The sequence below is a fragment of the Brumimicrobium mesophilum genome, assembly GCF_003025005.1.
Classification (GTDB): Bacteria; Bacteroidota; Bacteroidia; order Flavobacteriales_D; family Crocinitomicaceae; genus Brumimicrobium; species Brumimicrobium mesophilum.
Map to the genome: position 1 here is coordinate 18478 of NZ_PVSS01000006.1, position 13309 is coordinate 31786.

Here is a 13309-nt window from a genome sequence, read left to right on the forward strand (position 1 = left end):
TGTTGTACAGACTTGATCTTTAATTATATACATTGAAATTTAATAAATAATACGAACATGAAAAACTTACTTTTAATATTAGCCGTAGTTTTTGGTACATCATTTGCTTCACATGGTCAGAAGTATGCGTACATAGATTCAGACTTCATTCTAGAAAGTATGCCTGAATATAGTGACGCAAAAGATCAGTTAGATAATTTAGCCACAAGATGGCAAGGTGAAATAGATGAGCGCTATAATCAAATTAAAAAAAGGAAAGACGAATTTTTACGAGTGGAGGCAATTCTTCCAGCTGAAGAAAGAGAAAAAAGACAAGAAGAAATTGAAACAATGGAATCGGAAGCTTTGGAAATGCAACAGTTAAGATTCGGGGTGAGTGGAGATTTATTTGCAAAACGAAAAGAATTAATTGAACCAATTCAAGATAAAGTTTTTGAAGCTTTAGGAAAAGTAGCAAGTGATAGAAATTTTGCCTTCGTTTTTGATAAAGCAAACCAATCAAATCTTATCTTTGCCGATTCTAAGTATGATATCAGTAAAATGGTACTTAGAGAAATGGGAATTAATGCACGATAATTATAAATAAGAATAACAACAAGAACAGAATCATGAAAAAATTAATGTTAATATTATTAATGGCAGTTACAACTTTTGGTGCTGCTTACAGTCAAACTTCTATTGCACATGTAAATACTCAAAAAGTATTAGACACAATGCCATCTCGTATGAGTGCTATGAAAGAGTTGGAAAACTTTGAAAGAAGAGCAGTTAAGGAATTGCAAGAAACACAACAAAAATTGCAAGCTGATTACAGTAAACTTCAACAGGAAAAACCAACTATGAGCCCTACAGCTTTTAAGTTTGAAGAGGAGCGTTTAATGAAAAAATCTCAAGAATTTCAAACACGTCAACAAGAGTTAGATGAGCAAATTCAGATTTTAAGTCAAGAATTGAACGCGCCTATATTAAAAACGGTTCAAGATGCAATTGCAAAAGTGTGTAAAGCAGAGAAAATCAACTACGTTATCGATGAATCTTCTTTGTTGTATAGTGGTGGTAGAGATATTACTACTATAGTTGTAAAAGAAGTATTAGAAATGGAAAAAGCTGCTGCAGCTAAAGCAACATCAGGTGAGTAAAACATTTTTGTCAACGATTATATAGAAACGGGCCGTTATGATTTTCATAACGGCTTTTTTTGTACTTTTGAGTATGAATAAATCTAATCCAATTGGTTTTTTTGATTCAGGATACGGTGGATTAACTGTTCTTAAAGAAGTACAAAAAATATTGCCGACTTACGACTATTTATATTTAGGAGATAATGCCAGGGCGCCCTATGGAGCCAGAACTGCTGATGTAGTTTATGAGTATACATGGGAGGCTGTAAAAACATTGTTTAAATATGGTTGTGATTTGGTTGTTTTGGCTTGTAACACAGCCTCGGCTAAAGCTCTAAGGAGGATTCAGCATGAGAATTTACCTGAATATCCTGGTAAAAGAGTGTTGGGTGTTATTCGTCCAAGCGCCGAAGTTGTTGGAGACTTTAGTAAATCAAACAATATAGTTGTCCTAGGTACAGAAGGAACAATTGCTTCAAATACTTATGTAGATGAGTTTAGCGTTTTGAGTCCAATCACAAAAGTAAACCAATATGCATGTCCTCTATGGGTACCTTTAATAGAAAATAAAAAATACAATTCACTTGAAGGGAAAGCATTCATAAAAAATGATGTTGAAATGGTATTGTCCTCTTTTCCACGGGCAGATGTTATTTTATTAGGTTGTACACATTATCCTATACTTCAGTCTTTTATCGAAAGTATCGTCCCAAAAACTGTAAGAATTGTGAGTCAAGGTGAAATTGTTGCAACTTCATTGAAATTGTACCTTGAACGACATGAAGGGTTGGATCAGAAAATTACGAAGAATAGTTCATCTCAATATTTAACAACTGAAAATCATGAGGTATTTGAAGATTTAGCTTCAACTATTCTAGGGATTGATGTTAATGTTGAGCAAATAAAATTTAAATAATGGCACTTATATTAGAATGCAGAGGATTTACACCTCAAATCGCAGAAAGTTGTTGGATAGCTGAAAACGCAACAATAGTTGGAGATGTTAAAATGGGGGAGGGGTGTTCCGTTTGGTTTTCGGCAGTAATCCGAGGTGATGTAAATACAATTGAATTTGGAGAGAATTGCAATGTTCAAGATGGAGCAGTAATTCATTGTACTTATGAAAAGTCAAAAACTATTATTGGCGATAATGTTTCTATTGGTCATAATGCGATTGTTCATGGTTGTATTGTGGGAAATAATGTTTTAATAGGAATGGGTGCAATCGTGATGGATAATGCTGAAGTTAAAGATAATGTTTTGATTGCTGCTGGTTCGGTTGTGCTTGCAAACACTGTTTTGGAACCGAATTCTATTTATGCTGGAGTACCTGCGAAAAAGGTGAAAACCTTATCACCCGAAACTTTTAAGGGGGAAGTAAAAAGAATCGCAAATAATTATGGAATGTATGCAAGTTGGTTTTCTGATAAGTAAATATAGACTTGTATACTTACGAAATACTTTACGTATTAACAAATATTGTATTTTAAATAATCCTTATATCTTTGTTTAAGACAAAAGTGAAATTAGATCATATTTTTCGGGAGATGTTAAATAACCTAAATGAAATTTTTCTATATTTACACTTTTTGATTAAAATAAGTAAGAATAAATAATATAAACTTATGACACGTAGACTCTACCTTTTGTTTTTAAGCATCACATTGTCAGTCGGTACTGTTTTTGGGCAAGCCGGTAACGGATCCATTAAAGGTTCCGTAATTGACAGTGAATCAAGTGAACCAATCCCTTTTGTGAAAGTCGTCCTATATCAAGGAGGTATAATTAAAGGTGGTACAGAATCAGATTTTGATGGTAAATTCCAATTTCCTTCAATTTCATCTGGTACATATGATGTGGAATTTCGTTCGCAAGAATACCAAGCGATGAAAATTGAGAACGTTGCGGTTTCGGCTGAACGTATTACATTTATGGATAAAACTGAATTGTCTAAGCCAGAAGATGTTCAACAAATGGATGAAGTGCAGATTATTGCCTATAAAGTTCCGTTGATTAACAAAGATGGTGGAGCACAAGGTTCTACTGTAACACGTGAAGATATTTCTAAGCTTCCAGTTCGTTCTGCAAGTGGTGTAGCTTCTACTGTTGGTGGTGTTAATGAGTCAGAAGGTTCTGGTGAAATTAGCGTTAGGGGTTCTCGTGAGGGTGCTTCTTACTATTATATAGATGGTATTAAAGTACGTGGTTCTTCAAACCTTCCTAAATCAGCGCTTGAAGAAGTTCAAGTAATTACTGGTGGTGTTCCAGCAAACTACGGTGATGCAACAGGAGGGATTATCTCTGTAACTACAAGAGGTCCTTCTAGACAATTTTTTGGTAGTTTAGAAGCAGTTACTTCTGGATTCTATTTTCAAGGAGAAAACGAACTAGGATATGATGGTAAAGTAATTGGTTTAGATCAATTCGGTTATAATCTAGTTGAGGGAATGTTCTCAGGACCTTTATTAATGAGAAAAGATTCAACAGGAAAGAAAACGGAGCCGATTTTAGGATTCTTAGTTTCTGCAACCTTTAATGATTTAATTGATCCTCGTCCAGTGGCTGATGGTTCATGGAGAATTACAGAAGAAGCAAGACAAACACTTATTGATAATCCATTAAGACCTTCTTCAGATGGTCAAGGTTATTTCAATAACTCTGACTTCCTGAGAAAGGATAACTTTGAGAAAACAAATTATAGAATGAATGCTCGTCGAACAGTTTTTACTGCTGCAGGGAAAATTGATGTGAATACAGGACCAACTGTGAATTTAACTTTTGGTGGTTCGATGAACTACAATGGAGGTAAAGCATATAGTTATGCTAACTCATTATATAATTTTGAAAATTTTGGTAATACAAGTCAATTTGACTGGAGGGTATATGGTCGTTTAACTCAACGTTTTAGAAATGATACTGAAGGTACAAGTTCAAAAGTGAAGAGCTTTTACTATAACTTAATGGTTGACTACTCTAAATCTTCAAGTAAATCATTTGATGAAGATCATGAATTTGATGTATTTAATTATGGACATGTTGGTTATTTTAACTCAACGTTTAGACCAACTTATAATTTCAATGAAGGTCAGGATAGTTTAATTCACAATGGATTTGAATCTGTAATTGTAGATTTTACTCCATCTGATATTAATCCTACATTAGCTGCAATTACCAATCAATACTATGAATTGAATCCTAATCCAGCAGGAAGTTACCAAAATATTGAACAAATTAATCTTGGTGGTGGACTTAGAAATGGTGATGCCCCAGAAAGTGTTTATGGAATCTGGAGCAACTTTGGTACGCCTTATAATGGTTTTGCAAAATCAGATGCAGAGCAATTGCGTATTACAGGATCTGCTTCAATCGTAATTGGTGGTCATAACATTTCTTTAGGAGTTGAGTATGAGCAACGTTGGGATCGTAGCTGGGGTTCAGGTGCAAGTGGACCAATGAGTATTTGGACAATTTCTCGTCAATATATGAACAGTCACATTACTGGTTTAGATTTTAATCAACCAAACTATGACTTTTATGGAACTTACCCACGTGTTACTTATGAACGTTTAAATACTGGTTTTGCTGCAAACGGAGGTAATGGTGAATATGGTGGAGCTGTGGAAGGAGACAATCAATATTTCTTTGATTATAACTTCAGAAAGGCACTTGGTCTTGATCCAGCGGGAACAGATTTAGTAGATATCGATAGTTATGATCCAAGTTTATTTACTTTGGACATGTTTACTCCAGATGAGTTGTTTAACCAAGGAAATAACATTATTACTTATTATGGATATGACCATACAGGAGAAAGAGTTTCTGGTGCTACTGATATCAACAAGTACTTTAATGAAACAGATGAAAACGGAAACTACACAAGATTTATCGGTGCATTCCAACCTACTTATGTATCGGGTTACATTATGGATAAATTCTCTTTTGATGACATCGTATTCAACGTTGGTCTTCGTGTAGATATCTTTGATGCAAATCAACCTGTGTTGAAAGATCCTTACTTATTCTATAATGCAAATTCTGTAACAGAGGCAAGAGCACTTAAAAGTGCTGATCCAGGTACATATGACTGGGTAAATATTCCAGAAAGTATTGGTGATGATTATGTTGTTTACGTTAACGATATTTCAAACCCAACTCAAATTAATGGGTTTAGATCTGGAGAAGAGTGGTTTGACGCAAATGGAACAATAGTGCAAGACCCAACAACTTTAAGAGGGCCTGCTGGAATTGCACCATGGTTGTTGGCTCCTAATCAAACGACTCCAACTGCAGATGCTTTTGAGGACTATAAAGCGGCAATCAATTTAATGCCACGTATCGCATTCTCTTTCCCGATATCTGATGAAGCTAATTTCTTTGCTAACTATGATATCTTAACAAGACGTCCACCATCAGGAGTTCGTTTTGACCCAATTGACTATCAATTTGCAACTGCAAGAAGTTCAATTATCAATAATGCAAATTTACGTCCAGAAAAAACAATTGATTACTCGTTCGGTTTCCAACAAGTATTAACACGTACTTCATCTTTAAAGATGAGTGTTTTCTACCGTGAGTTAAGAGATCAAGTTCAAATTCGTAATATTTTCGAAGCTTATCCTGTAACTTACAGAACTTATGGTAACCGTGATTTTGGTACTGTAAAAGGTTTAACTTTAGAATATGACTTAAGAAGAACTGGTAATTTAAGAATGACTGCTAATTATACTTTACAATTCGCAGAAGGAACAGGATCTGATGCAAACTCTGCATTATCTTTTGTAAACTCAAACCAACCAGATTTACGAGTTGTTTATCCATTTAGCTATGACCAAAGACATGCATTCTCTTTCTCTGTTGATTACCGATATGGTTCAGGAAAAGACTACAATGGTCCAGTAATTAAGGATATCAATATTTTAGAAAATACAGGTTTAAACATTATTACATTAGTAAATTCAGGAACTCCTTATTCTGATCAAAAGAATATTACTAGTCTTATCGGTGGAACACCACAATTAACAGGTGGATTGAATGGATCACGTAAACCATGGACTTACCGTCTAGATATTCAATTGGATAAATCATTTAATTTAGAATTCGGTGATGAAAATGAAAAGAAAAAACGTGCTAATTTGAATGTTTATGTAAGGGTTACCAACCTTCTTAACCAATTCAACGTAATTAATGTATATAGAGCAACTGGTAATGTTGATGATGATGGTTATTTAGCTGCGGCACAATGGCAATCGACAATCCAAAATCAATTGGACGAACAATCATACAGAGACTTATATAGTATGTACATGAATAACCCATACAACATAAGTCAACCAAGAACAATAAGACTAGGTGTTAAGTTTGATTTTTAATAGAGAAAAAACAGTAAGATTATGAAATTATTTTTATTAGTATTAATCGGGTTAAGTTTCACATTTGGAACGAGTGCCGCGATAGATCCAACTGCGAGTGCAGGGAACAAGCCTTTAGGTGGAAACCAGGATTACAACAAGGCCAACTGTCCTCCATCAGATGCTAGATTATTTATGGATTTCAATGATGTGCGAGCATTGGTTGAAGTTGGTGGATCTCTTTGGCAAAACAGAGCTACTACTTCTGCTTCATATGAAGTGCCATTGGGAGGTGGAAATCACGTTCTTTTCTCTGGTTCCATTTGGATGGGTGGAGTAGATGTTAATGGTCAATTAAAAATTGCTGCTGTTCTTTTTAGAACTCAAGGTAATGATTTTTGGGGTGGACCTTTAACTGTAAGTCCTGGAAGTGGTAATTATGACCCAAGTCAATCTGTTAGTGATAACGCTATCAGGCCTTTTGGTCCTGCTGAAATTGATCCTGCAGTTTGTATTGAATATGACAAGTTTTTCCCAATAGCAAAAGCTGAAGTAATCAATTATACTTTGAGATTTGAATGTAGTTTAGACCCAACTTGTACTGATGAATTTCCATTGACAAATGATGCAATTCAACGTATTAACAACTGGCCTGCACATGGTGATATTACTAAGCAGCAAGATTATTATTTAGCTCCATTTTATGATTATCCATCTGTAGGTGGTGCTGGAGATGGTAACTATGACCCAACTCAAGGTGATGTTCCATGGTTTGATGACATTCTTGGAAGAGATGATGTTAAATGTGGATTTGATAGACGTGTAACATTGTTTGGTGACAAAACCAACTGGTGGGTATTTAACGATAAAGGAAATATTCACACTGAAACTGGTGGTGATCCAATTGGAATGGAAATTCGTGCCCAAGCTTTCTCTTTCGCTACAAATGATGAAGTAAATAGAATGACATTTTATAATTATGAAATGATTAACCGTAGTACAACTACTTTAGAGAATACATACTTTACACAATATGCAGATGCTGATGTGGGATTCTCTGAAGATGATTATGTTGGTTGTGATGTTTCTAGAGGTTTAGGTTATGCTTATAATGGTGACAATGACGATGAAGGTCAAAGTGGTGCTCCAGGTTATGGTAAAAATCCACCAGCGGTAGGTATCGATTTCTTTGAGGGACCTTACCAAGATGCTGATAACATTGATAACGTTGGTCCACGTTTTGAAGAACAAAATGGCGATATGGTATATGTTGTTCCAACTGTAAACGAAGCAAGAACAGGAAACGGTATTGTATACGAAGGTATTGGTATTGGGTATTCAGATGGTATTATCGATAACGAAAGATTCGGAATGCGAAGATTTAATTACTTCAATAGAGGTGACTTAGGAACTCCAGCAACGGATGACCCTTCTACACCAAGTGATTTCTACTTATATATGACTGGATTCTGGAAAGATCAATCTCCTTTCTATTACGGTGGGACTGGTTACACAGGTTCTCCTGGAGTAACAAACGTGCCTGCTGCATACACTTATCCTGACAATACTGACCCTTTACACTTTGGTACTAACGGACAAGATATGGGATGGAACTGGTCTGAGTTTAACGTTGATGGTAATGGAGCATCTAATCCAATTGGAGATAGACGTTTCTTACAATCGGCTGGACCATTTACATTAACACCAGGAGCTGTAAATAATTTAACAGTAGGTGTAGTTTATGGACGTGCTTATGAAGGAAATGGTTTCGCATCAGTTGAAATTTTACGTAAAAATGATACAAAAGCACAAGCATTATTCGATAACTGTTTTGAAATTCTTGATCCTCCATCAGCTCCAATATTGAGCGTTGTTGAATTAGAAAATGAATTGGTTCTAATGATTGAAAATCCTTTCGGAAATAACGTTGATGAATCATACGCTGAAGAAGACAATATTAATATTGTAGATCCAATTGATGGAAGTGTTATTGATAAAGTTTATTCTTTTGAAGGTTATCAAATTTATCAAATTAAAGATGAAGAGTCTGGAGTTTCTGATATAGGAGATAACGATAGAGCTAGATTAGTTGCACAATGTGATATCAAAAACGATATTTCAAGAATCATTAACTTTGAATTTAACGAGGAACTTGGATTTGCCATTCCAACTGAAAAAGTTGATGGGGACAATACTGGGATTCGTCATTCTTTCCAAATAACAGAAGATTTGTTTACAGGAAATGCATTGGTAAATCATAAGACTTATTATTATATAGCAATTGCTTATGCACACAATGAGTTTAAAGAGTATGATCCAACAGATGCAGCGTTATTAGATGGACAGAAAATTCCATATATTAGTTCTCGTTTATCTGCTGATGGAACTGCAATTAAAGCAACTGCTGCAATTCCACATTCTCCTAAACCACGTTTTGATGGAACAATAGTTAAATTACCTTATGGTTCTTCTCCAGAAATTACAACATTAGATGGTAGAGGAAATGGAAATAGAGTAATTGATTTAACAACTGCTTCAGAAGACTTTATTGTAGCAAATGGTTCTATCGATACTCCTACTTACCAAAGAGGTAAAGGTCCAATCGATGTTAAAGTAATTGATCCTTTAAACCTTGTTGATGGTTATTTCACATTAGCGTTTGATGATTATTCATTGATTGATACTGCTAGTTGGACAATTAATCGTTATACATCGAAAGGAGGTACTTTGATTGAGTCTATTACATCAGACAGAACAATTGGTGAAAGAAACGAACAGTTGATTCCGGAATGGGGACTTTCAGTATCTATCTTCCAAGATATGTACCCTTGTGCTAGTGAGGCTGCAACTTGTGTGTTCAGAGAAAGGATAGCATTACCTATTGAAACAACTCTTCAATTTGCAGATAGTTCTCAAAGATGGTTATCTGGAATAAGTGATGTAAATTCATTTAATCCGCAAAACTGGATTGCCGCTGGTGATTATTCTGCTGGTGAAAATGAATGTGATGATGCATTTGGTTTGAATAATCCATGTTGTTATAATGACATTATTGGAGTTGACCCTTCACAAGTGTTTGCCAATTTATTTGATGGTACTGTAACTTTAGGACAAGTAGCAAGAAGAAATGATTGTGGATTTATGACAATTGGTGTACCAAGTAATATTACAATTTCAAGTGCTTTTGGTAGTATTGAGAAGTTGAAAATGCCTTCTGTATTCCAAACGAGTGTAGATGTTGTATTAACAAATGACAAATCAAAATGGACACGTAGTCCAGTGATTGAATTAGGAACAGATGAAAACCTAAATATTAATGGTGGTATTCCTGGTTTCTTACGTCAAAGTCCATCAATCGATAAAAACGGTAATCAAGTAGGTGATGCTGGTTATAATGCTGCTGAAGCAGATCCAAATGGAACTACACCAGTTGGGATGGGTTGGTTCCCAGGATATGCTATCGATGTAGAAACTGGTCGTAGATTGAATGTTGCTTATGGTGAGAATTCTTTCTTAGTTGGTGAAAACGGTGCAGACATGGTTTGGAATCCTACTTCAGCAATGTCTAATTCTACAGGTAGTCCTTTATTTGGTGGACAACATGTTATTTATGTATTCGGTAATGAAGATGAAGAGATACCTGCTTATGACCAAGGAGCTTATATCTACGAACAATTGGCTTTAGAAAACGTAAGTGGTTATAGATCTGTATATGGTGGTTTATCATGGGTTGTTAATCCATTGTTAGCTCAAAATAGTACGCTTCTTGCAACTGATGTTCGTATGAGAATCAGAATCAACAAGCAATATGATAACTATAATCAAACAGCTGCTTTTGGTGGAAAACCAACTTACGAATGGTCTATGGATGATTTCAGAACTATTAAAAGTGATGAAGAAACATTGGCTGAAGCACTTGACATGATTAATGTAGTACCTAATCCTTATTATGCATTCTCTGAATACGAAAGAAGTAAATTAGACACTCGTGTTAAAATTACAAACTTGCCAGAACGCTGTAAAGTAAGAATCTACAATACTTCAGGTAAATTGATTAGAGCTTACGATAAAGATAGTCCGATTACTTCAATTGACTGGGACTTGAAAAACAGTGATAACATTTCAGTTGCGGGTGGAGTTTACCTAATTCATGTTGATGTACCAGAAATTGGAGAACGCGTTATTAAGTTCTTCGGAGGGTTACGTCAAGCAGATTTAGAGAACTTATAAGCAACAGACACTTAACTTTGTAAACGATGGATATGTTAAAAACAATAATAAAAGGATCAATGATTGTGGGAGCTCTAGCTATGAGCTTCACAACTTTGGCCGGTAACGAAGATAGAATCGGTTCAGCAGGAGCTAGTGAAATGTTAGTTAATCCTTGGGCTCGTTCTACAGCATTTGGAACAGCAGGTGTTGCTTCCACGAATGGTTTGGAGGCTCAATTTACAAACATTGCTGGACTGGCTTTTACAGAAAAGACTCAGATAAAGTTTAACTATACCAATTGGCTTGGTGATGCTGATATATCATTAAACTCTGCTGGTATAGCACAACGTGTTGGTGATCAAACTGTAATCGCATTGTCTCTTCAAGCTTTTGGATATGGAGATATTGACATTACAACTGTTGATCTACCAGAAGGAGGTATTGGTGAATTTAGCCCGAGAAAAAACATTATTAATATTGGTTTTGCTAGAGAATTTTCAAACTCAATTTACGCTGGTTTAAACGTAAAAGTGATGAATGAGAATATTTCTAATTTAAAAGCGACTGGTGTGGCTTTTGATGCCGGAATTAGATATGTAACTGGAGAGCAAGATCAAATGAAATTTGGTATTACTTTGAAAAACGTTGGTACTCCAATGACTTTTGAAGGAGACGGAACTTCGCAAGAGATTTTGTATCAAGGAACTGGTGGAAATGCTACATTAGTTCAGCGTTCTGCAACTTTTGAAATGCCTTCTTTATTAGCAATGGGATTCTCTTATGATTTCATTTTTGATGAATCAAAGAAGTTAATTGTAGCTGCTGCATTTCATGCTAATTCATTCACGAATGATCAATTCAATATTGGACTTGATTATGGAATGGCTTTTAAAAAGGCAGCTTTTAATGTAAGAGCTGGTTTTGTAGGTGAAAAAGCAATCTTTGATCGTGAGGAATCTACAACTTCTTTAACTGGATTGACTGCTGGTGTGTCAATTGACGCATTATTAGGAGATAAAGCAATTCCTTTTGGATTTGAATATGCTATTCGTACTTCTAATCCATTCGGTGTAATTAATACTTTTGGTGTTACACTTAGTTTGAAGTAAGATAAAATTTAATTATATTTGTTGGAACGAGAGAGTCTTATGGCTCTCTTGTTTTTGTTTATTAATATTTTTATTATGTCGAAAATTAGTTATTATACAGAAGAAGGTCTTAAAAAACTGAGAGATCAGTTGCAAGACATGGAACGTGTACAACGTCCAATTATATCTGCTCAAATTGGTGAAGCTATTGATAAAGGAGATTTATCTGAAAACGCAGAATATGACGCGGCAAAAGAAGCACAAGGTATTTTAGAAATGAAAATTGCTAAACTACAAACTGTGATAATGAATGCACGTGTTATTGATGATAAGGATATTGATGCCACACGTGCACTTATTTTGTCTACCGTTAGAATTAAAAATCTTTCTAACAACGCAGAAGTGACTTATACACTTGTAGCAGAAAACGAATCTGATTTAAAAGAAAAGAAAATTTCTGTAGATTCTCCAATTGGAAAAGGTTTGTTAGGTAAATCACTTGGAGACATTGCTGATGTAGAAACGCCTAGAGGGATTATTCAATTTGAAATTATGGAAATCACAAGATAATGAGCACAATTTTCACGAAAATTATTAACGGAGATATCCCAAGTTATAAGGTAGCAGAGAATGATTCATTTCTTGCTTTTCTGGATATTCAACCAATTACGAAAGGACACGTTTTAGTAATTCCTAAAAAGGAAATCGATAATATTTTTGATGTTGACGATCAACTTTTGAGTGATTTTATGGTTTTTACAAAATCTGTTGCAAAGAAAATGGATAAAGTTTTCGATTGTAAAAAAATTGGAATGACTGTCATTGGATTAGAAGTTGCGCATGCTCACATTCATTTAATGCCGATTAACGGTATTGCTGATATGGATTTTAGTAAATCAAAATTAAGCTTATCTAATGATGAAATGGAAGGAATTGCAAATATGATACAGGAAGCTTAATTATTTCTTATTTATCTCTGGACTCTTATTTCGGTCCGGGTTCTGACTAACAAAGGCCTTCCAATTGGAGGCTTTTGTTTTATTGTGTTCACCCACTCCTTTGGAATAGTAATGACAAATTGCTGCAGCTAGACCGTCTGTTGCATCAAGTTGTTTAGGTATTTCTTTTAACCCTAGCAAACTTTGTATCATTAAAGCAACTTGTTCCTTACTGGCTGATCCTTTTCCAGTAATGGCTTGTTTTATTCTTCTTGGCGCATATTCCTCAAAAGGTACATTTAGATTTAGTGAGGCTGCAATACAAACCCCTTGCGCACGTCCCAGTTTTAGCATAGATTGAACATTCTTACCAAAGAACGGAGCTTCAATTGCCATTTCGTCTGGTTTATATTCTTTGATCAATCCGTCAACACGTTCGAAAATTCTTTTCAATTTGTCAGGATGAGTTGCTAACTTAGCCAAATGAATAACTCCATAAGTGACAAGAGACATTTTCTTGTTTTTTATATGAATAATTCCATATCCCATTATTGTAGTTCCGGGATCTATTCCGAGAATTATTTTATCTTCAACCATTGTAA

Annotated in this window: 10 protein-coding genes; 9 read left to right on the forward strand and 1 reads right to left on the reverse strand. The window is 35.0% G+C overall.

Going from position 1 to position 13309, the window contains the following annotated elements; translation table 11 throughout:
* Positions 1-57 precede the first annotated feature (57 nt).
* From C6368_RS07265 to C6368_RS07305, 9 genes are all read left to right on the forward strand, one after another.
* Positions 58-576 carry an OmpH family outer membrane protein gene (locus C6368_RS07265; RefSeq protein ID WP_107038533.1) on the forward strand — a complete coding sequence of 173 codons (519 nt, stop codon included), beginning with the start codon at positions 58-60 and terminating at the stop codon, positions 574-576.
* 32 nt (positions 577-608) lie between these two features.
* Complete coding sequence (locus C6368_RS07270) at positions 609-1139, forward strand: OmpH family outer membrane protein (protein ID WP_107038534.1); 531 nt, start codon at positions 609-611, stop codon at positions 1137-1139.
* 37 nt (positions 1140-1176) lie between these two features.
* Complete coding sequence (gene murI, locus C6368_RS07275; protein WP_234369099.1) at positions 1177-2037, forward strand: glutamate racemase; 861 nt, start codon at positions 1177-1179, stop codon at positions 2035-2037.
* Positions 2037-2555, forward strand: coding sequence for a gamma carbonic anhydrase family protein (locus tag C6368_RS07280; protein ID WP_107038535.1), 519 nt, complete (start codon positions 2037-2039; stop codon positions 2553-2555). The genes murI and C6368_RS07280 overlap by 1 nt, the downstream gene beginning before the upstream one ends.
* A gap of 191 nt (positions 2556-2746) precedes the next feature.
* Entirely contained in the window at positions 2747-6490 is a 3744-nt protein-coding gene (locus tag C6368_RS07285) for a carboxypeptidase regulatory-like domain-containing protein (protein WP_107038536.1), read from the forward strand.
* A gap of 21 nt (positions 6491-6511) precedes the next feature.
* On the forward strand, positions 6512-10699 hold the full coding sequence (locus C6368_RS07290) for a T9SS C-terminal target domain-containing protein (RefSeq protein WP_107038537.1): 4188 nt from the start codon (positions 6512-6514) through the stop codon (positions 10697-10699).
* Between the two features lie 32 nt (positions 10700-10731).
* A complete protein-coding gene (locus C6368_RS07295; protein WP_159038490.1) occupies positions 10732-11790 on the forward strand; it encodes a PorV/PorQ family protein in 1059 nt (352 codons plus the stop codon).
* Between the two features lie 75 nt (positions 11791-11865).
* On the forward strand, positions 11866-12339 hold the full coding sequence (greA, locus tag C6368_RS07300) for a transcription elongation factor GreA (RefSeq protein ID WP_107038539.1): 474 nt from the start codon (positions 11866-11868) through the stop codon (positions 12337-12339).
* Positions 12339-12728: an HIT family protein gene (locus C6368_RS07305; RefSeq protein ID WP_107038540.1), complete on the forward strand. Its 390-nt coding sequence runs from the start codon at positions 12339-12341 to the stop codon at positions 12726-12728. The genes greA and C6368_RS07305 overlap by 1 nt, the downstream gene beginning before the upstream one ends.
* Here the strand turns inward: C6368_RS07305 and ruvC are convergent, their stop codons facing one another.
* Complete coding sequence (ruvC, locus tag C6368_RS07310) at positions 12729-13304, reverse strand: crossover junction endodeoxyribonuclease RuvC (RefSeq protein ID WP_107038541.1); 576 nt, start codon at positions 13302-13304, stop codon at positions 12729-12731.
* Positions 13305-13309 lie beyond the last annotated feature (5 nt).

Bases quoted from the DNA above. Each gene is read 5' to 3' on its own strand.
- C6368_RS07285 (WP_107038536.1), top strand. From the start codon at position 2,747: ATGACACGTAGACTCTACCTTTTGTTTTTAAGCATCACATTGTCAGTC.
- C6368_RS07265 (WP_107038533.1), top strand. From the start codon at position 58: ATGAAAAACTTACTTTTAATATTAGCCGTAGTTTTTGGTACATCATTT.
- C6368_RS07305 (WP_107038540.1), top strand. From the start codon at position 12,339: ATGAGCACAATTTTCACGAAAATTATTAACGGAGATATCCCAAGTTAT.
- C6368_RS07280 (WP_107038535.1), top strand. From the start codon at position 2,037: ATGGCACTTATATTAGAATGCAGAGGATTTACACCTCAAATCGCAGAA.
- C6368_RS07290 (WP_107038537.1), top strand. From the start codon at position 6,512: ATGAAATTATTTTTATTAGTATTAATCGGGTTAAGTTTCACATTTGGA.
- greA (WP_107038539.1), top strand. From the start codon at position 11,866: ATGTCGAAAATTAGTTATTATACAGAAGAAGGTCTTAAAAAACTGAGA.
- murI (WP_234369099.1), top strand. From the start codon at position 1,177: ATGATTTTCATAACGGCTTTTTTTGTACTTTTGAGTATGAATAAATCT.
- C6368_RS07270 (WP_107038534.1), top strand. From the start codon at position 609: ATGAAAAAATTAATGTTAATATTATTAATGGCAGTTACAACTTTTGGT.
- ruvC (WP_107038541.1), bottom strand. From the start codon at position 13,304: ATGGTTGAAGATAAAATAATTCTCGGAATAGATCCCGGAACTACAATA.
- C6368_RS07295 (WP_159038490.1), top strand. From the start codon at position 10,732: ATGTTAAAAACAATAATAAAAGGATCAATGATTGTGGGAGCTCTAGCT.